Source organism: Mycobacterium sp. NGS64 (assembly GCF_059812245.1).
This window is the reverse complement of record NZ_JCALCI010000001.1, coordinates 810434-832842: the sequence shown is the minus strand read 5'-3', so window position 1 is coordinate 832842 and position 22409 is coordinate 810434. Positions and strand designations below refer to the sequence as shown.

Annotated in this window: 19 protein-coding genes; 7 read left to right on the top strand and 12 right to left on the bottom strand. The window is 67.9% G+C overall.

Going from position 1 to position 22409, the window contains the following annotated elements:
* The first annotated feature begins 51 nt into the window (after positions 1-51).
* Positions 52-1563, top strand: coding sequence for a GMC family oxidoreductase (locus AC5Y4S_RS04125; RefSeq protein ID WP_500030092.1), 1512 nt, complete (start codon positions 52-54; stop codon positions 1561-1563).
* Positions 1564-1597: 34 nt separating this feature from the next.
* Here the strand turns inward: AC5Y4S_RS04125 and nrdE are convergent, their stop codons facing one another.
* The 4 genes from nrdE to AC5Y4S_RS04105 form a co-directional block, all read right to left on the bottom strand.
* A complete protein-coding gene (gene nrdE, locus AC5Y4S_RS04120) occupies positions 1598-3763 on the bottom strand; it encodes a class 1b ribonucleoside-diphosphate reductase subunit alpha (protein WP_500030089.1) in 2166 nt (721 codons plus the stop codon).
* A complete protein-coding gene (nrdI, locus tag AC5Y4S_RS04115) occupies positions 3733-4185 on the bottom strand; it encodes a class Ib ribonucleoside-diphosphate reductase assembly flavoprotein NrdI (protein WP_068100266.1) in 453 nt (150 codons plus the stop codon). Before nrdI ends, nrdE begins: the two co-directional genes overlap by 31 nt.
* A gap of 40 nt (positions 4186-4225) precedes the next feature.
* Positions 4226-4465 (bottom strand): redoxin NrdH, encoded by a 240-nt coding sequence (locus AC5Y4S_RS04110; protein WP_068100267.1) that lies wholly within the window; start codon positions 4463-4465, stop codon positions 4226-4228.
* 539 nt (positions 4466-5004) lie between these two features.
* Positions 5005-5562: an NAD(P)H-dependent oxidoreductase gene (locus tag AC5Y4S_RS04105; protein WP_500030087.1), complete on the bottom strand. Its 558-nt coding sequence runs from the start codon at positions 5560-5562 to the stop codon at positions 5005-5007.
* 88 nt (positions 5563-5650) lie between these two features.
* On the opposite strand from AC5Y4S_RS04105, the gene AC5Y4S_RS04100 reads away from it, so the two are divergent.
* Both AC5Y4S_RS04100 and AC5Y4S_RS04095 read left to right on the top strand, forming a co-directional pair.
* Positions 5651-6253 carry a TetR/AcrR family transcriptional regulator gene (locus AC5Y4S_RS04100; protein WP_500030086.1) on the top strand — a complete coding sequence of 201 codons (603 nt, stop codon included), beginning with the start codon at positions 5651-5653 and terminating at the stop codon, positions 6251-6253.
* On the top strand, positions 6213-7289 hold the full coding sequence (locus tag AC5Y4S_RS04095) for a DNA polymerase IV (protein WP_500030083.1): 1077 nt from the start codon (positions 6213-6215) through the stop codon (positions 7287-7289). The genes AC5Y4S_RS04100 and AC5Y4S_RS04095 overlap by 41 nt, the downstream gene beginning before the upstream one ends.
* On the opposite strand, the gene AC5Y4S_RS04090 is transcribed toward AC5Y4S_RS04095, so the two are convergent.
* On the bottom strand, positions 7251-8165 hold the full coding sequence (locus AC5Y4S_RS04090) for an SDR family oxidoreductase (protein WP_500030080.1): 915 nt from the start codon (positions 8163-8165) through the stop codon (positions 7251-7253). The two genes, AC5Y4S_RS04095 and AC5Y4S_RS04090, sit on opposite strands and share 39 nt — an antisense overlap.
* A gap of 18 nt (positions 8166-8183) precedes the next feature.
* Positions 8184-8762, bottom strand: coding sequence for a TetR/AcrR family transcriptional regulator (locus AC5Y4S_RS04085; RefSeq protein WP_500032134.1), 579 nt, complete (start codon positions 8760-8762; stop codon positions 8184-8186).
* A gap of 198 nt (positions 8763-8960) precedes the next feature.
* Between AC5Y4S_RS04085 and AC5Y4S_RS04080 the strand changes: the two genes are divergently transcribed.
* Positions 8961-10445, top strand: coding sequence for a cytochrome P450 (locus AC5Y4S_RS04080; RefSeq protein ID WP_068175962.1), 1485 nt, complete (start codon positions 8961-8963; stop codon positions 10443-10445).
* Between the two features lie 72 nt (positions 10446-10517).
* On the opposite strand, the gene AC5Y4S_RS04075 is transcribed toward AC5Y4S_RS04080, so the two are convergent.
* The 4 genes from AC5Y4S_RS04075 to AC5Y4S_RS04060 all read right to left on the bottom strand — a co-directional run bounded on the left by AC5Y4S_RS04075 (position 10518) and on the right by AC5Y4S_RS04060 (position 14960).
* A complete protein-coding gene (locus AC5Y4S_RS04075; protein WP_500030073.1) occupies positions 10518-10991 on the bottom strand; it encodes a homocitrate synthase in 474 nt (157 codons plus the stop codon).
* 221 nt (positions 10992-11212) lie between these two features.
* Positions 11213-12217: an anti-sigma factor RsbA family regulatory protein gene (locus AC5Y4S_RS04070; protein WP_500030068.1), complete on the bottom strand. Its 1005-nt coding sequence runs from the start codon at positions 12215-12217 to the stop codon at positions 11213-11215.
* 92 nt (positions 12218-12309) lie between these two features.
* Positions 12310-13758, bottom strand: coding sequence for a FadR/GntR family transcriptional regulator (locus AC5Y4S_RS04065; RefSeq protein ID WP_500030063.1), 1449 nt, complete (start codon positions 13756-13758; stop codon positions 12310-12312).
* An 8-nt stretch (positions 13759-13766) separates the two neighbouring features.
* Positions 13767-14960 carry a thiolase family protein gene (locus AC5Y4S_RS04060; RefSeq protein WP_500030062.1) on the bottom strand — a complete coding sequence of 398 codons (1194 nt, stop codon included), beginning with the start codon at positions 14958-14960 and terminating at the stop codon, positions 13767-13769.
* A 63-nt stretch (positions 14961-15023) separates the two neighbouring features.
* Here AC5Y4S_RS04060 and AC5Y4S_RS04055 point away from each other — a divergent pair, with 63 nt between their 5' ends.
* On the top strand, positions 15024-15356 hold the full coding sequence (locus AC5Y4S_RS04055) for a Zn-ribbon domain-containing OB-fold protein (RefSeq protein ID WP_500030059.1): 333 nt from the start codon (positions 15024-15026) through the stop codon (positions 15354-15356).
* 17 nt (positions 15357-15373) lie between these two features.
* On the opposite strand, the gene AC5Y4S_RS04050 is transcribed toward AC5Y4S_RS04055, so the two are convergent.
* A complete protein-coding gene (locus tag AC5Y4S_RS04050; RefSeq protein WP_500030057.1) occupies positions 15374-17539 on the bottom strand; it encodes an acyl-CoA dehydrogenase family protein in 2166 nt (721 codons plus the stop codon).
* A 109-nt stretch (positions 17540-17648) separates the two neighbouring features.
* Complete coding sequence (locus tag AC5Y4S_RS04045; protein ID WP_500030055.1) at positions 17649-18407, bottom strand: SDR family NAD(P)-dependent oxidoreductase; 759 nt, start codon at positions 18405-18407, stop codon at positions 17649-17651.
* A gap of 122 nt (positions 18408-18529) precedes the next feature.
* Here AC5Y4S_RS04045 and AC5Y4S_RS04040 point away from each other — a divergent pair, with 122 nt between their 5' ends.
* Both AC5Y4S_RS04040 and AC5Y4S_RS04035 read left to right on the top strand, forming a co-directional pair.
* Positions 18530-20059 (top strand): ATP-dependent DNA ligase, encoded by a 1530-nt coding sequence (locus AC5Y4S_RS04040; RefSeq protein ID WP_500030053.1) that lies wholly within the window; start codon positions 18530-18532, stop codon positions 20057-20059.
* Between the two features lie 51 nt (positions 20060-20110).
* A complete protein-coding gene (locus AC5Y4S_RS04035) occupies positions 20111-22369 on the top strand; it encodes a carbon starvation CstA family protein (RefSeq protein ID WP_500030050.1) in 2259 nt (752 codons plus the stop codon).
* The last annotated feature ends 40 nt before the right edge of the window (positions 22370-22409 follow it).

The window sequence follows — 22409 nt, the reverse complement described above, 5'->3', positions numbered from 1 at the left end:
CGATATCCGATCGAAATGGGTTGGACCCCAACGCCTGAGAAGAGGCTTCACTTGCCAGGAACTGAGTCATATGACTTCATCGTCATCGGCGCGGGTACCGCCGGGTGCGTGTTGGCGCGCCGGCTGAGCGATGACAGCGACGTCCGGATCTTGCTCCTCGAGGCGGGAAGTGCCACCCTTCCGCCCTCCAGCGCGCAACCGCCGGTGTGGCCGACATTGATCAAAAGTTCGGCCGACTGCGGCGGTCTCACCACGGTGCAGGCGGCAATCGGCCGGGCGGTGCATTTACCCCTCGGGCGCGGAATCGGCGGGTCCTCGGCAATCAACGGCATGATGTTCGTCCGCGGACACCGCGATAGTTATGCCGATTGGCCACCCGGCTGGCGGTTCGACGATCTCTTGCCTTACTTCAAAGCGAGCGAGAGCGCGCGCCGCGGTGATCCTGCCTTGCGGGGCAAAAAAGGCCCGCTGCGGGTAGCTCCGGTGGAGTCACCGAACGAGGTACTTGCTGCCGGGCTGCGCGCCGCGTTGCAGTGTGGGCATCCGCCTGCGCAGGATCTGAGCAGCGGATTTGAGTTGGGTTTTGCAGCGCCGGATGTGACGATTTCCAACGGGCGCCGGCAGAGCGCGGCGGGTGCCTATCTGTGGCCCGTGTTTCCCCGCGAAAATCTGACCGTGGTCGCGGATGCCGTCGTTCATCGGCTACGAATCGCCGAGGGGCGCTGTAGCGGAGTCGAGTACCGCGTCGCCGGGCAGCCTCCGACGGTGGCCGCGGCAGCCGAAGTCGTGCTGTGCGCCGGTGCAATTGGCTCACCGCGACTGCTGATGATTTCGGGTGTCGGACCGCAGAACCATCTCCGCGACCTCGGCATTGACGTTGCGCTTGACCTGCCTGGTGTCGGTTCGAACTTGCAAGACCACCCGTTCACCGGGGTCATATTTCAAGCGACTCAGCCGATTCCGACGCCGCGGCACAATCATGGCGAAATAATGGGCATAATCCGCTCTCCATTCGCCGTCGCGGCGCCTGACTTACAGATTCTGTTCGTGGACACTGGCGCCTTGGCCGGACTCGACATACCGAATATCTACGTGATCGGCGTATCCGCGATGCAGCCGTTCAGCCGCGGCAGCGTGCGTTTGGCGGGACCAGCCGCTGACACGGCACCCGTCGTCGACCCGAACTACCTCGGGGATGCGCGCGACGTGGAGACTTTGCTGGAGGGTCTCTTGATAGCCCGAGAGATCGGGACCGGACCCGCACTGGACGCCTGGCGCGGCGCGGAGCTGGCACCGGGACCCGGAGTCAGCAGCAGAAAAGCATTGCGCGAGTTCATCAAACAGACGGTAGGCCCCTACTTCCACCCGGCAGGGACATGTGCCCTGGGGCACACTCGGCATTCAGTGGTTGATGACGAGCTTCGGGTCCACGGCATCACTGGACTCCGGGTGGCGGACGCGTCTGTTATGCCCTCGCTACCCGCGAGCAACACGCTGGCAACCGTCTATGCGATTGCCGAACGGGCCGCGGCTCTCATCAAGGGGCGCGGCGCCGGTACCTGACCCTGATACCGGGCGCATCAACGGCTTGCGCGTCCTAGAGCATGCAGGAGACGCAGCCCTCGACCTCGGTGCCTTCCAATGCCATCTGCCGCAGCCGGATGTAGTACAGCGTCTTGATTCCCTTGCGCCAGGCGTAGATCTGCGCCTTGTTCACGTCGCGGGTGGTGGCGGTGTCCTTGAAGAACAGCGTCAGCGAGAGACCCTGGTCCACGTGCTGAGTGGCCGCGGCGTAGGTGTCGATGATCTTCTCGTAACCGATCTCGTAGGCGTCCTGGTAGTACTCCAGGTTGTCGTTCGTCATGTAGGGCGCCGGGTAGTAGACGCGCCCGATCTTGCCCTCCTTGCGGATCTCCACCTTCGACACGATCGGGTGGATCGAACTCGTCGAATGGTTGATGTAGGAGATCGACCCGGTCGGCGGCACCGCCTGCAGGTTCTGGTTGTAGATGCCGTGCTCCTGCACGGATTCCTTCAGCCGCTTCCAATCGTCCTGGGTCGGGATGCGGATCTCGGCGTCGGCGAACAGCTGGCGCACCTTGTCCGTCGCCGGCTCCCACACCTGCTCGGTGTACTTGTCGAAGAACTCCCCCGAGGCGTACTTGGACTTCTCGAAACCCTTGAAATGCGTGCCGCGTTCGATCGCGATGCGGTTCGACGCCCGCAGCGCGTGATACAGCACCGTGTAGAAGTAGATGTTGGTGAAGTCGATGCCTTCCTCGGAACCGTAGAAGATGCCCTCGCGGGCCAGGTAGCCGTGCAGGTTCATCTGCCCGAGCCCGATCGCGTGGGAATCGTTGTTGCCCTGCTCGATTGACGGCACCGACGTGATGTGCGTCTGGTCGCTGACCGCGGTGAGCGCGCGGATCGCCACCTCGATCGTCTGGGCGAAGTCCGGCGAGTCCATCGTCTTGGCGATGTTCAGCGACCCCAGGTTGCACGAAATGTCCTTGCCCACCTTGGCATACGACAGGTCATCGTTGAACAACGACGGCGTGGACACCTGCAGGATCTCCGAGCACAGGTTCGAATGCGTGATCTTGCCCTCGATGGGGTTGGCCCGGTTCACTGTGTCCTCGAACATGATGTACGGGTAGCCCGACTCGAACTGCAGCTCGGCCAGTGTCTGGAAGAACTCGCGCGCCTTGATCTTGGTCTTGCGGATGCGCGCGTCGTCGACCATCTCGTAGTACTTCTCTGTCACCGAGATGTCGGCGAACGGCACCCCGTACACGCGCTCAACGTCGTACGGCGAGAACAGGTACATGTCTTCGTTCTTCTTGGCCAGCTCGAAGGTGATGTCGGGGATCACCACGCCGAGGCTCAGCGTCTTGATCCGGATCTTCTCGTCGGCGTTCTCCCGCTTGGTGTCCAGGAAGCGGTAGATGTCGGGGTGATGCGCCTGCAGGTACACCGCGCCGGCGCCCTGGCGCGCACCCAGCTGGTTGGCGTAGGAGAACGAGTCCTCCAGCAGCTTCATGATCGGGATGACGCCCGACGACTGGTTCTCGATGTTCTTGATCGGCGCGCCGTGCTCGCGAATGTTGGAGAGCAGCAACGCAACTCCCCCGCCGCGCTTGGACAGCTGCAGGGCGGAGTTGATCGATCGCCCGATCGACTCCATGTTGTCCTCGATGCGCAAAAGGAAGCACGAGACCGGCTCACCGCGCTGCTTTTTGCCCGAGTTCAAGAACGTCGGGGTGGCCGGCTGGAACCGCCCGTCGATGATCTCGTCGACCAGCTTCTCGGCCAGCCCGGTGTCGCCGGACGCCAACGTCAGCGCGACCATGACCACGCGGTCCTCGAAGCGCTCCAGGTAACGCTTCCCGTCGAACGTCTTCAGCGTGTAGGAGGTGTAGTACTTGAACGCGCCCAGGAACGTCGGGAAGCGGAACTTCTTGGCGTAGGCGCGGTCCAGCAGCGACTTGACGAAGTTGCGCGAGTACTGGTCGAGAACCTCACGCTCGTAATAGTTTTCGCGGATCAGGTAGTCGAGCTTCTCGTCCTGATTGTGGAAGAACACGGTGTTCTGGTTGACGTGCTGCAGGAAGTACTGGCGCGCCGCGAAAACGTCCTTGTCGAACTGAATCTTGCCGTCCGCGTCGTACAGATTCAGCATCGCGTTCAGCGCGTGGTAGTCCGTTTCATCGGGCAACCCATGCGTGGCGGCGGTTACAGGCTCTGCAGTGACGGTTGGTGGCACGTCTGTTCCTTCCAGAAGTCGGCGAGACCGGCGCGGACGGCATCCACGTCGTCCGGGGTCCCCATCAGTTCGAAGCGGTAAAGGTAGGGAACGCCGCACTTGCGGGATATGACGTTGCCCGCGTAGGCGAATTCGGTACCAAAGTTGTTGTTGCCCGCGGCGATGACGCCGCGGATCAGCGACCGGTTGTGCTCGTCGTTCAAAAAGGCGATGACCTGTTTAGGGACATACCCCCCGGCATTGATGTCCGGTGTGGCCCTGCCGCCGCCGTACGTGGGCACTATCAGCACATACGGCTCATCGACCTCGATGCGCCCGTGCAGCGGTATCCGCGTGGCGGGAACACCCAGCTTCTGCACGAAGCGGTGGGTGTTCTCCGACACGGAAGAGAAATACACGAGGTTGGGCCCAGTGATCTCCATGGCACCGCAACCTTCCTTACCTAATGTCTGCCGCTATTGCTCAGGCGCTGAGCGCCGACTCCGCGAGCGCCTTGATGCGGTCGGGGCGGAAACCCGACCAGTGGTCGTTCCCGGCAACCACGACGGGAGCCTGCAGGTAGCCCAACGCCATCACGTAGTCCCGCGACTCAGCGTCCAGCGTGATGTCCACCTTCTGGTAGGCGATGCCCTGCTTGTCCATGGCCTTGAAGGTGGCGCTGCACTGCACGCACGCGGGCTTGGTGTAGACGGTGATGCTCATGGATGCCGCTCCTTTGCGGAAGGGGAGAACCTGTAACGGACTGGCAACTACTCGGGTACTGCAACGAACTGCGTCTTCGCTGTGTTTCAGCGGCCCGCCAGGGCCCCAGATTCCCGTCTTGCGGCGCTCGAAGCCGAAGGCGCTGCTTCGACCTCTTCGAGCCGATTCGGGGAGGTCCCCAAGCCCGGCCAGCGTGGGGATCCTGGGATCTGCCGGTGCCTCGAAACACTACACCTAGTGGCCGACAAGTTGTCTAGATACAAGATGTTCTGAATAACAATTTTGAAATTCCCTGGTCGTAAGGCTCCGCACGACATCCGCTCGGCGTGTCGCAGATCACAGATCGGTCTCGGGAAGCCCACGCCATCCGGTATATCAGCGGCCACCGACAACGATCGCGTGAAGGCGGTACGAGCGGCGGCACGGCCCGCCGCCGCCCGATCACCAGCAAAGCCGCCGGCAAGGGCTGGCGGCTTTGGCTATTCGGTTATCGAAACATCGCTGGTGGCCGGCGAGCGGCTTGTGGGTTCTCGCTAAATTCAGCCGACTTCGGCCGCCAGTTTGCCGACGACGTCGCGCACGTTCGCCGAGAGCTCGACGTGCTCGCCGGGCGCCTTGCCGTCCAGGGTCTTGAACGGCACCGAGAGCTTGAGATCCTCGATCACCCGGGCACCGGCGATCCCGAACGACTTGCGGGTCGCGTCGTGCGCCCACACCCCGCCGTACTGGCCGAAGGACCCCCCGATGACCGCCAGCGGCTTGCCCTTCAGCGCGCCGTCGCCGAAGGGGCGCGACAGCCAGTCGATCGCGTTCTTGACGACCGCCGGGAAGCTGCCGTTGTACTCCGGGGTGACCACCAGCGCCGCATCGGCGTCGGCCGCCGCAGCACGCAGCGCGGCCACCGCGGCCAGCGGCGGGGCGTCAGTGGTCATCGCGTCGTCGATCTCCTCGTTGTAGAACGGCACCTCGGCCAGCCCCTCGAAGATCGTGACGTTGACGCCGTCGGGAGCGACCGCCCCCGCCAGCTCGGCGATCTGGCGGTTGATCGACGCCGCGCGCAAACTGCCCACGAACGCCACGATTTGGATCTCTGCCACCTTTGTTCCCTTCGGCCGTTGGTCTACATCCTTGCACGCCCAAACCGGACCACGGTCCGGTTTATTCCGGCAGCGTTAAAGTGCGGATGTGAGCGGTGTCGAGCGGTCGCGCGAGTTGTCCGTGTCGGTTCCCCAGGAACGGGGCGACGCGGCGCGCAACCGCACGCTCCTGCTTCAGGCCGCGCGCAGGCTGGTCGCCGAGCGCGGCGCGGACGCGGTCACCATGGACGACGTCGCCGCCGCCGCCGGCGTCGGCAAGGGCACGCTGTTCCGCCGCTTCGGCAACCGGGCGGGCCTGATGATGGTGCTGCTCGACGAGGACGAGCGCGCCAGCCAGCAGGCTTTTCTGTTCGGCCCCCCGCCGCTGGGGCCCGATGCCCCGCCGATGGATCGCCTGGTCGCCTTCGGCCGCGAGCGGATGTGCTTCGTGCACACCCACCACGAGCTGCTGTCGGCGGCCAACCGCGATCCGCAGCTGCGCCACGCCGGGGCGGGCGCCGTGCTGCGCACGCACGTGCGGCTGCTGCTGGCTTCGGCGGGAACCACCGGTGACCTCGATATCCAGACCGACGCGCTGCTGGCACTGCTCGACCCGGACTACGTGGAGCACCAACTCAACGGCGGCGGACACACCATGGACACGCTGTGCGATGCGTGGGAAAGCCTGGCGCGCAAGCTCTGTGGGCGGTGAGGGCGCCATGAGCTGGGTCCTGCATGTCGACCTCGACCAGTTTCTGGCGTCGGTCGAGCTGCGCCGCCACCCCGAACTGGCCGGGCTGCCGGTCATCGTCGGTGGCAGCGGTGATCCGACCGAACCCCGCAAGGTGGTCACCTGCGCCTCGTATGAAGCCCGCGAATTCGGTGTGCACGCCGGCATGCCGTTGCGCACCGCCGCCCGCCGCTGCCCTGACGCCACGTTCCTGCCGTCGGACCCGGCCACCTACGACGCCGCCTCCGACCAGGTGATGGGCCTGCTGCGCGACCTGGGGCATCCGGTCGAGGTGTGGGGCTGGGACGAGGCGTACGTGGGCGTCGAGGGCGGGGATCCGACCGAGGTGGCCGAACAGATCCGAACGGTGATCGCGTCGGAGACCGGACTGTCGTGCTCGGTCGGCATCAGCGACAACAAACAGCGGGCCAAGGTCGCCACCGGCTTCGCGAAACCGGCCGGCATCTTCGCGCTCACCGACGCGAACTGGATGACGGTGATGGCGGACCGCCCGGTCGACGCGCTGTGGGGCGTAGGCCCCAAGACGGCGAAAAAGCTTGCGACCCTTGATATCACCACGGTGCGTGACCTTGCGAACGCCGACGCGGAGCTGCTGACGTCCACATTCGGCCCGCGCACCGGCCTGTGGCTGCTGCTGCTGGCCAAGGGTGGCGGCGACGCGGAAGTCAGCGCCGAGCCGTGGATACCGCGCTCGCGCAGCCACGTCGTCACCTTTCCGCGTGACCTCACCGATAGGTCCGAAATGGATTCGGCCATAACGCGACTGGCGCGCCAGGCATTGGACGACGTGCTGGCGGGGGGACGGATCGTCACCCGCGTGGCCGTCACCGTGCGGACCGCGACGTTCTACACCCGCACCAAAATCCGCAAGCTGGCCGCTCCCACCACAGACGCGGACACCATCACGGAAGCGGCGCTGCGCGTCCTGGACCTCTTCGAACTGGACCGGCCTATTCGCCTACTCGGCGTGCGACTCGAGCTGGCCATGCCGGACTAGCGACGCCGGGGCGGGACGCAGCGCGCGCGTGAAGATCACGTTGACCTGACGCATCGCCACGCTGTACGGCCACCAGGCCAGCCGTTTGAACGCGTACAGCGCCCGGATGTCGCCCGACGTGTAGATCAGGTAGCGGTTCTTCGCGACGCCGGCCAGGATCTTCTCGGCCGCCCTTTCCGGCGACACCGCGTGACCGCTGAAGCGGTCCACCCAGCGGGCGACGCGCGGGTCCTCGCGGTCGACCCCGGCGATCTCGACCGTGTCCACCAGCGGGGTCTTCACCGCGCCCGGCACCACGACCGACACCCCGATGCGATGGCGCGCCAGGTCGAAGCGCAACACCTCGGACAGGCCGCGCAACCCGAACTTGCTCGCGCTGTAGGCCGCGTGCCACGGCAGCGCCACCAGCCCCGCCGCCGACGACACGTTGACCACGTGCCCGCCCCGGCCGGCCGCCACCATCGGGGGAACGAACGCCTCGATGACGTGGATCGGACCCATCAGGTTGATCGCGATCATCTTGCTCCACTGCTCGTGGCTCAGCCGGTCGACGGTGCCCCAGGCCGACACGCCGGCGATGTTCAGCACGACGTCCATCGTCGAATGCTCGGCGTGGATGTCGGCGGCGAAGGCCGCCACCTGGTCATGGTCGGCGATGTCGAGGGCGCGGTGGGCGGGCACCGCAGCGCCGAGGGCGCGGGCGTCGGCCACGGTCAGTTCGAGGCCGTCGGCGTTGCGATCGGTCAGGTACAGCTCGGCGCCCTGCGCGGCCAACCGCAGGGCGGTCGCACGCCCGATCCCGCTCGCCGCGCCGGTGACCAGGCACCGCTTCCCCGCGAAATACCGCCCCGACGTCCTCGGAAGCCTCGGCCCCATGGCCGTGACCATACCGCGTTACTTCGGGCCGCCACCCCAGAGCGAATTCAGCCACAGCTGCTCGAGCACCCGCACGCGGCGCTCCAGGTCGTCTTCGTGACCCTGGCGTCCGGCGAGCAGCGGGTCGCCGCTCAGCGTCAGGGAGGTGGTGCCCGCCAGGATGCGCACCAACGCCGGGATGTCGTCGCTGATCGGGTTCGCGGTCCCCGCCTTCATCTCCGCCTCGACGATCGCGGTGATCTGGCCCAGCACCACCTCGAACTGCCGCTCCAGGAGCTCGCGAATCTGAACGTCGGTGTGGCGGGCCACCTCACAAGCCGCCATCACCGGGTCGTTGTGCGCGTAGACCGCGGCGGCGCTGCGGACCATCCGCTTGGCGAACTGCTCCGGCGACTCGCCCGGCTGGCGGGGGGCGAAGTACTGCGTGAGCTCTTCGAGTTCTTCGGCGGCGTCGGCCATGATCTGGGCAAGCACCGCGTACTTGGAGTCGAAGTAGAAGTAGAAGCCCGAGCGGGCCACCCCGGCCCGCAGGCTGATGGTGCTCACCGACAGCTCCGAGAAGGGCTCTTCCTCGAGCAGGTCACGCACCGCCTGCATGATCGCCTGCCGATGCTTGTCACCCCGGCGGCGAATGGCCGGTTCGCCCGGGTCCGAGTCGGCATGGCTGCTCACGTCATCGACCTTGCACCACTCCACAGGAAAAGCAAACTTGACAGCCGTCAAGTTTTTCCCGAAGGTATGAATCAGTGACCGCTGTCACCGCCCCGGGCCCGCAAAGGAGCGCGAAGGAGTTCCATGGCTGCCACTATCAGCACCCCGAACTATCTGCTCGATCAGGCGCGCCGGCGGCTGACCCCGTCGTTCAACAACTTCCCCGGCATGGGCCTGGTCGAACGCAGGCTGTTGAACACGCAGTTCCCGGAGCACAAGCTCGCCGACCCGCCGCCGGGCAGCGGGCTCAAGCCGGTCCTCGGTGACGCGGGGCTCCCGGTCCTCGGGCACATCATCGAGATGCTGCGCGGCGGACCCGACTATCTGTTGTTCCTCTACCAGACCAAGGGCCCGGTCGTGTTCGGAGACTCGCCGGTCCTGCCGGGGGTCGCGGCGCTGGGCCCCGACGCGGCACAGGTCATCTACTCCAACCGCAATAAGGACTACTCCCAGCAGGGCTGGGTGCCGGTGATCGGGCCGTTCTTCCACCGCGGGCTGATGCTGCTCGACTTCGAAGAGCACATGTTCCACCGGCGCATCATGCAGGAGGCGTTCGTCCGGTCCCGGCTGGTCTCCTACGTCGAGCAGATGGACAAGGTCATCACCAAAACGGTCGCGAACGACTGGGTGGTCAACGACGCGCGTTTCCTTCTCTATCCGGCGATGAAGGAGCTGACCCTCGACATCGCCTCGATGGTGTTCATGGGCCACGAGCCGGGCACCGACCGCGAGCTGGTGACCAAGGTGAACAAAGCCTTCACGGTCACCACCCGCGCCGGGAACGCGATCATCCGCACGGGCGTCCCGCCGTTCACCTGGTGGCGCGGCCTGAAGGCGCGCGAACTGCTGGAGAACTACTTCCGCGAGCGCGTCAAGGAACAGCGCGGGAAGGACGGCAACGACCTGCTGTCGGTGTTGTGCCAGACCGAGGACGAGGACGGCAACAAGTTCTCCGACGAGGACATCGTCAACCACATGATCTTCCTGATGATGGCCGCGCACGACACGTCGACGTCGACCGCCACCACGATGGTCTACCAGCTGGCCGCCCACCCGGAGTGGCAGGAGCGCTGCCGCGACGAGTCGGACCGCCTGATCGGCGACGGGCCGCTCGACATCGACTCCCTCGAGAAGCTCGAGTCGCTGGACCTGGTGATGAACGAGTCGATCCGGCTGGTGACGCCGGTGCAGTGGGCGATGCGTCAGACCGTGCGCGACACGGACCTGCTGGGCTACTACATCCCCAAGGGCACCAACGTGATCGCCTATCCGGGGATGAATCACCGGCTGCCGGAACTCTGGACGGACCCGCTGAAATTCGACCCGGACCGGTTCACCGAGCCGCGCAGCGAGCACAAGCGGCATCGCTATGGGTGGACTCCGTTCGGCGGCGGCGCGCACAAGTGCATCGGAATGGTGTTCGGGCAGTTGGAGATCAAGTCGATCCTGCACCGCCTGCTGCGCCGCTACCGGCTCGAGCTGCCCCGCCCGGGCTACCAGGCCGAGTGGGACTACGGCGGCATGCCGGTGCCCAAGGACGGCATGCCTATCGTGCTGCGCCCGCTCTAGTCCCCTCGCCACCAGACGCAAAAGTCCCCATTCGACGCCCGAACTGGGGGCTTTTGCGTCTGCTCGGCACCGTCAGGCGATCAGCCGGTTGGCGCACGCGATCACCGCGCGCAACGCCGACTGGGTCGGATCCTCCGACAGGCCCATCGCCCACTCGGCGCGAATCCCGTTGCTGCCGCGGATAAACGTGGCCGTGCCTGCGCCGCAACGGATCTGGTGAAACCGCAGCATCTCCACCGTGATCCCGCGCTCGTGCAGCATCGCGGTGAGGGCGGCGATCGGACCGCTGGCGGCGGCGGTCGACGTGCTGATGTGGTCGCCGACGGCGATCATCGCCCGAAAGTTGCGGGCCTGGGGGCCGAGTCGCCCGGCGGGCCGCTCGGTGTCGGTGCAGGCCCAGTGCCCCAGTCGCAGCGGGCCGGCCGTGCGACCGTAGGTGGCGACGAAGGCCTCCCACGACATCGCGCCGGCCTCCTCGCGCAGCCCGCGCGGCAGGGCGGCGCCGAAGTGCTCGCTTAAGGAGGGAAGGGATTTGGTAAGAGCCACGGTCTCGGTCTTCTCTGATCAGCAGGAGCGACCGACGGTAGTAGCTTCCGACCCACAGCGGGGGGTCGGTCTGGGATCAGACCCCGCTGCGGGTGCTGGCTACTACGGCACGCTGAAGAAGACGCACGAGCGCCGAGACTAGACGTCGCGGGCCGGCAATGCAAATCCATTTTGCGCGGCCCGGTAACTCACTGCCGGACAAGCGCTTTCGTGATGATGCCCTATCCGTTAGGCCCGGGCGCCGCGTCGAACCGCAGGTAGGCCTGGATCGTCGTCCCGGCCGGCGTGGTGTGCGTGCGGACCAGGTCCGATATGGCGTTGACCAGATACAGACCGCGACTGGCCGGGCCGCTCGGGCCGGGGTCTAGGCGCCCCACCAGCGGGTCGCCCAGCCGCCCGGTGTCGCGCGCCTCACAAACCAGGTGCTCGTCTTCGCGCCAGAACGCCAGCCGGCAGGCTCCGTTGGTGTACATCAGGCTGTTGCTGGCCAGCTCCGTCGCGATCAGTTGCAGATCCTCGATGCCCTCCTGGGACATTCCCACCCAGCCGGCGTAGTCGACGGCGAACGAGCGGGCGGGCCGCAGGTCCGCCGACTTCCTGACCATGTACGTGACGGCGCCCGGCTTGGCGACGAGCGGTTGGTTGCAGCGATCCAAGACCTCGTCGGGCGCGTATTCGGCGCTGCGATGCAGCGCGCCACGGCTCCACAGCAGCGGGTGCGTCGCGCGGGCATCCGCCAGCACCGCGTCACCGAGCTCGCTCGCGTCGTAAAGACACAACACGGTCGCCGGGTATCCGTCGAGGGCCGAGTTCACCAGCGCCTCGTGCTCGGAGCAGGCGACGATTTCCTCGTCGGTGCGTTCGGGCCAGGCGAGCTCGCTCACAATTCGCACCCGCTTGCCCTGGTGTTCGTCGATGAAGGAACCCTCCATGGCCATGAATCGGCTCGGGTTGCGGCCGATCTCGGCAATGTCGACCATCCGCAGTTCCGTCGGGAATCCGCCGCCGGGACCGGACAGCGCGTCCCGCAGCCCGCCCAGCTTGGCGCCGGGCACCGCCACCAAAACGTCCTCGCCCCGCGCCAACCCGTCGACGACGAAGCGAACCACGAAGTCCAGATACTCCGCCTGCGAACTGTAAAGAAGCCCGGAATGAACGAAACCCGAGTGGTCGGTGTACGTCCCCCCGAAGCCTCCCGTCACCGGTGCGCGCTCGCTTTCGATCACAGTGCCAACCCCCTGCTGGACCGGCCGTTCGGTATTTCTTTGCCAGTACCCCAGACGGGCTTTCGCTATGCCGACGAACGCATCACACCCGGCTACAGCCACCACGAGGCCGCGGCGTCGAGGTGGCGACGGATGCGGTAACGCGCGAGGCTGTCGTCGCCGGCTTCGATCGCCTGCAGGATCCGCAGATGCGCATGCTCGACGGCGACGACGTCGGCCCAGTTCGGCTCCGTCTGCGCGGTGCTCGACCAGTGCCGGCGAAACAGCTCGATGATGATGCGAAGGAACAAATCGAGCAGCGCGTTGCCGGCCAGCTGGGCCAATCCGAGGTGGAAGCGGGCCTCCTCGGCGACGGCCCTGCGTACGTCGCCCGCGTGGGTGTCCGGACGGGTCGCCAGAAACGCCGCCACCCCGGACTCGCTGCGCCGCTTGACGATTCTGGCGACGTTGTCGATCTCGATGGCGTCGCGAACGCAGCGCAGGTCTTCCCGCGTCGGCCTGCGGTACTGCAGGTACAGCGCGATGGTGTCGATGCTGGCCTCGGCGTGCGGTGTGGTGACGATCAGGCCGCCGCCCGGCCCGCGCCGCATCCGCGCGACCGAGTGATATTCGAGCAGCCGCACCGCCTCCCGGAACACCGCGCGGCTGACCCGGTAGCGCTCCAGCAGGGCCGTCTCCGTCCCGAACACCGAGCCGACCTGCCAGCCGTCGGCGGCGATGTCATCACCCATGGTGACGGCCAGCATCTCGGCGAGCTTGCCGGTGGGCGCGTCACCTTCGAGGGACAGGCCCGCCCGCAGTCGGCGCGCCCCGCGCGGCGGGGTGCCCTCGTGGGGGTAATGCCGCTGCAGCCAGGAGGTCACCGCTTCGACGTGCCGTTCGGAAAGCGTCTTGGCCCGGGCCGCGTCGCCGGAGGTGACGGCGGCGACAAGCCGCGAGTGATCGCGGTGCATGTGCTCGACCGCCTCGATCGCCTCGGTCGACGAGTCGGCCCGCGACTGCAGGGCGTAGCGCGTGGTGAGCCGCATCAGGATGTCGATGAACAATTGCAGGACCGGGCTTTTCGACTGCTCCGCCAACGCGATGTGGAACTCGTCGCGCGGCGCCGGCAGGCCCGGCCGCCACTGCTCCTCCGCCCGCAACACCGCCCGCAACCGGTCGATGCCGGCCTCGTCGATGCGTTCGGCCGCGAGGGAGGCCGCCAGCGGCTCGAGCACCAGGCGCGCGTTGAGCAGGTCGACCAGCGTCGTGCCCAGATACTCGAGGTAGATCACCACGGCGCGGGTCGCCGGGCCGGCGTCCGGCCGGCAGATCAGCAGCCCGCCGCCCGGTCCGCGGCGCATCCGGGCGACCTGGTGGTGTTCGACCAGGCGGACGGCCTCCCGCAGCACCGATCGGCTCACGCCGTATCGCTGTTGCAGGGCGTGTTCGGAGCCCAGCGATTCGCCGACGGTCCAGCCGCGGCGGACTATGTCCGCCTCGATGCGGCGGGCAATCTGGGCGGCGAGTTTGTCCGCGGGGCCGGAATCGCGCTGTGCCACAAGCTATCTCAACAGGTAAGCAACATGCACCCGGCGACAGGGCCACCGCCCACGGAAACCACGCCGACCTCGGGGCGTTTCGACACCTGGCGCTCCCCCGCGTCGCCGCGCAGCTGCAGGCACCCTTCGTGCAAGGCCCAGTAGCCGTGCATGCGCCCCGCCGACAGCTGGCCGCCGTAGGTGTTCAGCGGCAGCTGGCCGTCGCGGGCGATCCGCGCGCCGCCCTCGACGAACGGCCCGGCCTCGCCGTCGCCGCATACCCCCAGCGCCTCGAGCCACGCGAGGGTGAGAAACGTGAAACCGTCGTACAACTCGGCCAGTTGCAGGTCGGCGGGCGTCAACTGGGTGCGCGACCACATCTGCGCGGTCGCGTCCGACATCGCCATCTTCGGGTAGTCGTCGCGGTGGAACCAACCGCCCGCACCGTCGGATCCGCCGATCGCCTCCACCGCCACCGCGCGGTGCGGACAGTCGCGGGCGTACTCGGCGTGCGACACCACCACCGCGATCGAACCGTCGATGGGGACGTCGCAGTCCAGCAGGCCGAACGGCGTCGAGACCGGCCGCGCCGCAAGGTAATCGGCCATGGTCATCGGTTCGCGGTAGACCGCAAGGGGATTCAGCGCGGCGTTGCGTCTGCCGTTGAGCGCCAGCCAGCCCAGCTGCTCCTTGGTGGTTCCGTACAGCTCCATGTGGCGGCGGCAGTTCAGCGCCAGCCAGTTCGCGGCGGAGTAGGCGTGGGCCGCAACCAGGTCGTTGACGTCGTCCATCGCGCCGACCGCCGGCTTCGGCGCGCCTTCGGGCGTCTCGAACATTCGCGCCAATGCCGGCGCGGGCGCGTTTTCCTCCCGCTTGACCGGGACCGTCCCGCCGAGCATTTGTATCGTCCGGTAGACCACCACGTGGTGCGCGCGTCGTTCGGCGACCGCGCGGCACGCCGACATCACCGGGCTCAGCAGGCCGCCGGTGCCGAAGCCGGCCCCGCAGTCGGCCGCCTCGATCCGCAGTTCGGCGTTGACGTCCGCGGCGGGGGTGTCGCCGAGGGTGGCGATCCCATCGATGTCGGCCGGCGACAGGCCGGCGTCGGCGATGGCGGCGCGCACCGCCTCCATGGTCAGTTCCAGGCCCGGGATCCCGGTGCGACGGCCGATTCGCGAGATGCCGAGGCCGGAGATGATCGCGTCTTTTTCGAAGTAGGTCATGTGCACCATCCGTCCCAGCAACCCGCCGCCCACACCGAACCAATAGAGTGTACTGTATTGGCCGTGTCAGGCGAGTTGCTCATCGAACACTGCGACGCTTGCGCGCGCTGGGTGCACCCGGCGGCCGGCGAATGCCGGGACTGCGGCGGCCCGCTGGTGGCGCGGCCGGTGTCGGGCCGGGGCACCGTGTTCACCTACACCGTGAACCACCACCCGTACAACCCGGAGATCCCGACACCCTACGTGATCGCGATCGTCGAACTCGCCGAGCAGACTGGGCTGCGGGTGGCCGCGAACATCGTTGGCTGCGAACCGGATTCGGTGACGTGCGGCCTGCCCGTCGCCATCCAGCCCGAGAAGGGCAGCGGCGGCGCGCCCCAATTCGCCCCGGCCTGACTCTCCGCGAGCAGAAGCTAGTTGATCAGCGGGTCCCGGGGCATCCCCAGGATCCGCTCGGCGATCTGATTGCGGGTCACCTCGGAGGTGCCGCCGGCGATCGTCATGCCGCGCGAACCCATGATCATCCGGCCGACCACAGCGCCGGGCCCGTCGAGCACCGCGACCTCGGGCCCCAGCAGCGCCGCCGAGATCGCCCCGCCCTCGACCATGTGCTCGGCCAGCTTCAGCTTGGTGACGTTGCCCTCCGGACCGGGGCCCGCCCCCTCGACGCTGCGGGCGGCGCGACGCAGGTTCAGCAGCCGCAGCGCGTGGTCCTCGGCGAGGTAGTACCCAACCCGAACTTCGGCGCCCGCCAACCGATCCGAGTGCCGCTGCGCCAGTTCGACGAGCTTGGCCGCCAGGCCCTCGTAGAACGAGCCGCTGCCGCCGATGCTGACCCGCTCGTTGCCCAGCGTCGCGCGCGCGACGGTCCACCCGGAGTTGGGCGCCCCGACGACGTCCTCGTCGGGGACGAACACGTCGTTGAAGAAGACCTCGTTGAATTCCGAGCCGCCGGTGATCTGGCGCAGGGGCCGCACCTCGACCTCGGGGGCGTTCATGTCGATGATCACGGTGGTGATGCCGGCGTGCTTGGGGGCGTCCGTGTCGGTGCGCACGGTGGCCAGGCCCCGCGCGCAATACTGCGCCCCGCTCGTCCAGACCTTCTGGCCGTTGATCTTCCAGCCGCCCTCGACCCGGGTGGCGCGGGTCTTGACCGATGCCGCGTCCGACCCGGCCTCGGGTTCGGAGAACAGCTGGCACCAGATCTCGTCCTGGCGCAGCGCCTTCTCCACGAACCTTTCGATCTGCCAAGGGGTTCCGTGCTGGATCAGGGTCAGGATCACCCATCCGGTGATCGAGTAGTCGGGGCGCTTGATGCCCGCGGCGCGGAACTCCTCCTCGATCACGAGCTGCTCCACCGCGTCGGCCGCGCGACCCCACGGCTGGGGCCAGTGCGGCATCACGTAGCCCGTCTCGATCAGCTTGTCGAGCTGCGCCTTCTTGTCCAGGGCGGCGATCTCGGCGGCGTCGGCGTGGATCCGGGTGCGCAGCTCCTCGGCCTCGGGCGGCAGGTCGAGGCTGTTGTCCCGGACGGCCCCGGCGGCGGTGCGCTCGAAGACATCCAGCGCCGGTGCGTCCCCGCCGAACAGGGCCGCGGTCACGAGCGCGCGGCGCAGGTGCAGGTGCGCGTCGTGCTCCCAGGTGAAGCCGATGCCGCCGTGCACCTGGATGTTGAGTTCGGCGTTGCGCGTGTAGGCCGGGAACGCCAGCGCCGCCGCCGCGGCGGCGACCAGGCGGAATTGTTCCTCGTCCTCCGATGCGGCGCGCGAGGCGTCCCAGACCGCGGCGGTCGCCGACTCCGCGGCCACCAGCATGTTCGCGCAGTGATGCTTGACCGCCTGAAACGTCGCGATGGTCCGGCCGAATTGCTGACGCACCTTGGCATAGGCGACGGCGGCCTCGACGCAGTCCGCCGACCCGCCGACTGCCTCGGCGGCCAGCAGCGTCCGGGCCCGGGCCAGCGCCGACAGCCGCGCGCCCGGCAGGATGTCGTCGGCGCTGACGCGCACGCCCTGCAGGCGCACGCGACCGGAGCGCCGTGTCGGATCGAGGTTGTCGGGCACGTCCACCGTCACCCCGTCGCGGGCCCGGTCCAGCAGCAGCACGTCGTCGCCGGCGGCGACCACCAGCAGCTCGGCGAGCCCGGCGCCCAGCACGATCCCGGCGTCGCCCTCCGCCACCCCCTCCGTCACCCGCACCTTGCTGTCCAGGCCGATGCCCGCGGTGACGGTTCCGTCGATCAGGCCGGGCAGCAGCCGCGACTTCTGCTCTGCGGTGCCCTCTTTGGCGATCACCGCCGAGGCGATCACGGTCGGCACGAACGGTCCCGGGGCCACCGCGCGGCCGAGTTCCTCGACGACCACGACGAGTTCGGGCAGGCCGTAGCCGGAGCCGCCGTGCTCCTCGTCGACGTGCAGGCCGAGCCAGCCGAGCTCCACCAGGTTCTGCCAGAACGGAGGGCGGGATTCTTCGGCCGCGTCGAGCAGCGACCGCGCCGCCCAGCGCGCCTTCTGTGAGGTCAGGAACGCGCGGGCCACCTCGGCGAGTTCGCGATGGTCGTCGGTCAGTGCGATACCCATGAGGGGCCTCCTCGCTACCGGGCTGACTGCCTGCCCCGCTCCGAGGGGGAGCGGGGCGGCTGCCTAAAGAGTGTACTTATTCCCCGGGAGGCCCCGCGCCGGGGGTGGGTTACTTCGGCGCGAAGCGCTGGCCGGCGTCCAGCCGCAGGCACTGGCCGTTGAGCATCGGGTTGTCCACGATCGCGGCCGCCAATTTGGCGTACTCGATCGGCCGGCCGAGGCGCTTGGGGAAGGCCGCGTCCTTGGTGAGTGCCGCCGCGAACTCGTCCGGTATGCCCTGGGTCAACCCCGTGGCGAACAGGCTGGGCGCGATCGCCAGCACCCGGATGCCCAGCGAACCCAGGTCACGCGCCATGGTCAGGCACATGCCCGCGACACCGGCCTTGGCGGCCGTGTAGGCGACCTGCCCGATCTGGCCCTCGAAGGCCGCGATCGACGCCGTGTTGATGATGACGCCGCGCTCCTCGTCCTCGGGCTCGTTCTTGGCCATGTGGGCTGCCGCCAGCCGGCTGATGTTGAAGGTGGCGATCAGGTTGAGATCGATCACCGACTGGAAGGACTCCAGGTCGTGCGGGCCGGACTTGGTCATGGTCCGCTTGGCGATGCCGCCGCCGGCGGTGGTGATGACGACGTGCAGGCCGCCCAGCTTGTCGACCGCGGTCTGCAGCGTCTCCTCGGTTCCCGCGAAGTCGGTGACGTCGACGGGGTAGAACGCACCGCCGACCGCCTCGGCGACGGTCTTGCCGTCGGAACCCTCACGGTCGAGTATGGCGACGTCCGCGCCCCGTTCGTGCAGCAACTCGGCGCTGGCGCGGCCCATGCCCGACGCGCCGCCGATGACGACGACCTTCTTCCCGCTGATCTCCATCCGGACCTCCTCATAAGGCTTGTCAGAATCCATGAAATTTGTAACGTTTCCTAGGCACGCTAGCGTGTCGGCCCGGCGGCGTTGTCCCCGCCTTGTTCAAGAGCCGTGCCAAGCTCGATTGCGTGCTCCTTTTCGACGTCGCAAGCACGTCGCTTAATGTCGGCGGGACGTCGTCGCGGCTGGCCAAGGTCGCCCACATCGCCGAGCTGCTGCGCCGCGCCGGCGCCGACCCGCAGGCGGTGGCGATCATCGTCTCGTGGCTGTCGGGTGAGCTGCGGCAACGCCAGATCGGGGTCGGCTGGGCGTCGCTGCGGTCCCGGCCGCCGCCGGCGTCAGACCCGACCCTGACCGTCATCGGAGTCGACGCCACCTTCACCGAGATCGGGGCGGTGTCGGGCAAGGGCTCGCAGGCGCGGCGGGCCGAACTCCTCGGTGCGCTGTTCGCCGCCGCGACCGAAACCGAGCAGGCCTTCTTGCTGCGCCTCCTCGGCGGCGAGCTGCGCCAGGGGGCGCTGGCCGGGATCATGGCCGATGCCGTCGCCAAGGCCGCCGAGCTTCCCATCGCGTCGGTCCAACGCGCCGCGATGCTGGGCGGGGACTTGCCGGCGGTGGCCGCGGCAAGCTTGTCCGGGGAAGCCGCGGCCCTGGACGCGTTCACCCTGCGGGTGGGCCGGCCGGTCAGCCCGATGCTGGCGCAGACCGCGACCGGCGTCGCCGATGCGCTCGAACGACACGGCGGCACAAGCATTTTCGAGGCGAAGCTGGACGGCGCGCGAGTGCAGATCCACCGCTCCGGCGACCAGGTCACGGTCTACACCCGCAGCCTCGACGACGTCACCGCCCGGCTGCCGGAGGTGGTCGAGGCGACGCTGGCGCTGCCGGCAACCGACCTGATCGCCGACGGTGAGGCGATCGCGCTGCGGCCCGACAACTCGCCGCATCGCTTCCAGGTCACCGCCTCGCGCTTCGGCCGATCCGTCGACATCGAGGCAGCCCTTGCCGCGCAACGGCTTTCGGTGTTCTTCTTCGACATCCTGCACCGCGACGGTGTGGACTTGCTGGACGCGCCGACCGCCGACCGGTTGGCCGCCCTGGACGCCCTGGTGCCGCCCGCGCAGCGGGTGGACCGGCTGCTGACGTCGGACCCGTCGCGGGCCGCCGCCTTCCTGGACGCCACCCTGGCCGCCGGCCACGAGGGCGTGATGGCCAAGGCGCCCGACGCGCCGTACCTGGCGGGGCGCCGCGGCGCGGGCTGGCTGAAGGTCAAGCCGGTGCACACCCTGGACCTGGTGGTGCTCGCCGTCGAGTGGGGATCGGGGCGCCGCCGCGGCAAGCTCTCCAACATCCACCTGGGCGCCCGCGACCCGGCCACCGGCGAATTCGTGATGGTGGGAAAGACTTTCAAGGGCATGACCGATGCGATGCTGGACTGGCAGACGGCGCGGTTCACCGAGCTCGCCGTCGGTGGCACGGACGGCTACGTGGTCCAGCTGCGGCCCGAGCAGGTGGTCGAGGTGGCCCTGGACGGCGTGCAGAAGTCGTCGCGCTATCCCGGCGGCCTCGCGTTGCGGTTTGCCCGGGTGGTGCGCTACCGCGACGACAAGGGCCCCGCCGACGCCGACACCATCGACGCGGTGCGGGCGCTGTACTAAAACTCCCTTGCAAACACGAATTGTCAACCTTGCGCGCGTAGGGTTTTCGCCGTGGCAGTCAAAGAGCACGACAAAGGCGTCAGCTTCATCCACACTCTCGAAGAGCTACCGCCGGTCGCGATCATCGACCGGTCCCCCATCACCGCCCGGCACAAGGCCGTCTTCGGCGTGATCGCCGTGATCGGCGCCATCGCCTGGGCGATCATCGCCACCGCGCGCGGCGAGACGGTGAACGCTATCTGGTTCGTGGTCGCGGCGATCTGCACCTACATCGTCGGCTACCGGTTCTATGCCCGGTTGGTCGAAATGAAGATCGTGCGTCCGCGCGACGACCACGCCACCCCGGCCGAGGTGCTCGACGACGGCACCGACTACGTGCCCACCGACCGGCGCGTGCTGTTCGGGCATCATTTCGCCGCCATCGCGGGGGCCGGGCCGCTCGTCGGCCCCGTCCTGGCCACCCAGATGGGCTACCTGCCCGGGACCATCTGGATCATCGCCGGCGCGGTGTTCGGCGGCTGCGTGCAGGACTACCTGGTGCTCTGGATATCCACCCGGCGCCGCGGCCGTTCCCTGGGCCAGATGGCCCGCGACGAGCTGGGCGCGGTGGGCGGGGCCGCCGCCCTCCTCGGGGTGCTCGTCATCATGGTGATCCTGATCGCGGTGCTGGCAATGATCGTGGTGCAGGCACTGGCCAAGAGCCCGTGGGGCGTGTTCTCGATCGCCATGACCATCCCCATCGCCCTGTTCATGGGCTGCTATCTGCGGTTCCTGCGGCCAGGGCGGGTGTCGGAAGTGTCCGTGATCGGCTTCGTGCTACTGCTGCTCGCCGTGGCGTCCGGCAACTGGGTCGCCGAAACATCTTGGGGCGCATCCTGGTTCACCCTGTCCCCCGTCGCCCTGTGCTGGTGCCTGATCATCTATGGCCTCGCCGCGTCGGTGCTGCCGGTGTGGTTACTGCTGGCGCCGCGCGACTACCTGTCGACGTTCATGAAGGTCGGCGCCGTCGGGCTCATCGCGGTCGGCATCTGCATCGCCCAGCCGGTGATGCAGGCGTCCGCGGTCTCACAGTTTGCCACCCGGGGCAACGGCCCGGTGTTCGCCGGATCGCTGTTCCCGTTCCTGTTCATCACGATCGCGTGCGGTGCCCTATCCGGATTTCACTCGCTGATCTCGTCCGGGACGACGCCGAAGATGCTGGAGAAGGAAAGCCAGATGCGGCTGATCGGCTACGGCGGCATGCTCACCGAGTCCTTCGTCGCGGTCATGGCGCTGATCACCGCGTCGATCATCAACCAGCACCTGTACTTCACCCTCAACGCGCCCGCCGCGCAGACCGGCGGCACAGCGTCAACCGCCGCGCAATACGTCAACAAGCTCGGCCTGTCCGGCGCCCCGGCCACGGCGGACCAGATCAACCAGGCCGCCGCCAGTGTCGGCGAGAAGTCCATCGTGTCGCGCACCGGCGGCGCGCCGACGCTGGCGTTCGGCATGTCCGAGGTGCTCCAGCGGGTGTTCGGCGGGGCCGCGCTCAAGGCGTTCTGGTATCACTTCGCGATCATGTTCGAGGCGCTGTTCATCCTGACCACCGTCGACGCGGGGACCCGGGTCAACCGCTTCATGCTCTCCGACACGCTCGGCAACTTCGGCGGCCCGCTGGCCAAGCTGCGCAACCCGAGCTGGCGGCCCGGCGTCTGGATGTGCAGCCTGGCCGTCGTCGCCGCCTGGGGTAGCACCCTGCTGATGGGGGTGACCGATCCGCTGGGTGGCATCAACACCCTCTTCCCGCTGTTCGGCATCGCCAACCAGCTGCTCGCGGCGATCGCGCTGACCGTCATCACCGTCGTGGTCATCAAGAAGGGCCTGCTGAGGTGGGCGTGGATCCCGGGGATTCCGCTGCTGTGGGACCTGGCCGTCACGCTGACCGCGTCGTGGCAGAAGATCTTCTCCGGCGATCCCGCCGTCGGCTACTGGACCCAGCACTCCCAGTACCTGGCGGCCAAACACGCCGGCAAGACCGCGTTCGGTGCCGCGAAGAACGCCCGCCAACTCGACGAGGTCATCAGGAACACCGCCATTCAGGGCACCCTGTCGATCCTCTTCGCGTTGGTCGTCGTCATCGTGTTCGTCGCCGGAATCGCCGTCGCGCTGCGGGCACTCGGCGGTGGCGGACGGCCGTTGACCGAGGACGACCCGGTGCCGTCGAAACGGTTCGCACCCGCCGGGCTGATCCCCACCCCCGCCGAGCGGGAGGTGCAACGCCAGTGGGGCGGGAAGTCCGCCGCTGGCGCCGTCGAGGCAAAGGGGTAGTCGACTACTCACGACGAATGCCGCTCGTCGCTCGTACGGT

What these genes read in the sequence shown, in the direction of transcription:
- nrdI (WP_068100266.1), bottom strand. Translation starts at nt 4,185, where the DNA reads ATGGAGATCACTGGGCCCAACCTCGTGTATTTCTCTTCCGTGTCGGAG.
- AC5Y4S_RS04110 (WP_068100267.1), bottom strand. Translation starts at nt 4,465, where the DNA reads ATGAGCATCACCGTCTACACCAAGCCCGCGTGCGTGCAGTGCAGCGCC.
- AC5Y4S_RS04095 (WP_500030083.1), top strand. Translation starts at nt 6,213, where the DNA reads ATGCGTGGGAAAGCCTGGCGCGCAAGCTCTGTGGGCGGTGAGGGCGCC.
- AC5Y4S_RS04090 (WP_500030080.1), bottom strand. Translation starts at nt 8,165, where the DNA reads ATGGGGCCGAGGCTTCCGAGGACGTCGGGGCGGTATTTCGCGGGGAAG.
- AC5Y4S_RS04085 (WP_500032134.1), bottom strand. Translation starts at nt 8,762, where the DNA reads ATGCAGGCGGTGCGTGACCTGCTCGAGGAAGAGCCCTTCTCGGAGCTG.
- AC5Y4S_RS04080 (WP_068175962.1), top strand. Translation starts at nt 8,961, where the DNA reads ATGGCTGCCACTATCAGCACCCCGAACTATCTGCTCGATCAGGCGCGC.
- AC5Y4S_RS04060 (WP_500030062.1), bottom strand. Translation starts at nt 14,960, where the DNA reads ATGACCTACTTCGAAAAAGACGCGATCATCTCCGGCCTCGGCATCTCG.
- AC5Y4S_RS04050 (WP_500030057.1), bottom strand. Translation starts at nt 17,539, where the DNA reads ATGGGTATCGCACTGACCGACGACCATCGCGAACTCGCCGAGGTGGCC.
- AC5Y4S_RS04045 (WP_500030055.1), bottom strand. Translation starts at nt 18,407, where the DNA reads ATGGAGATCAGCGGGAAGAAGGTCGTCGTCATCGGCGGCGCGTCGGGC.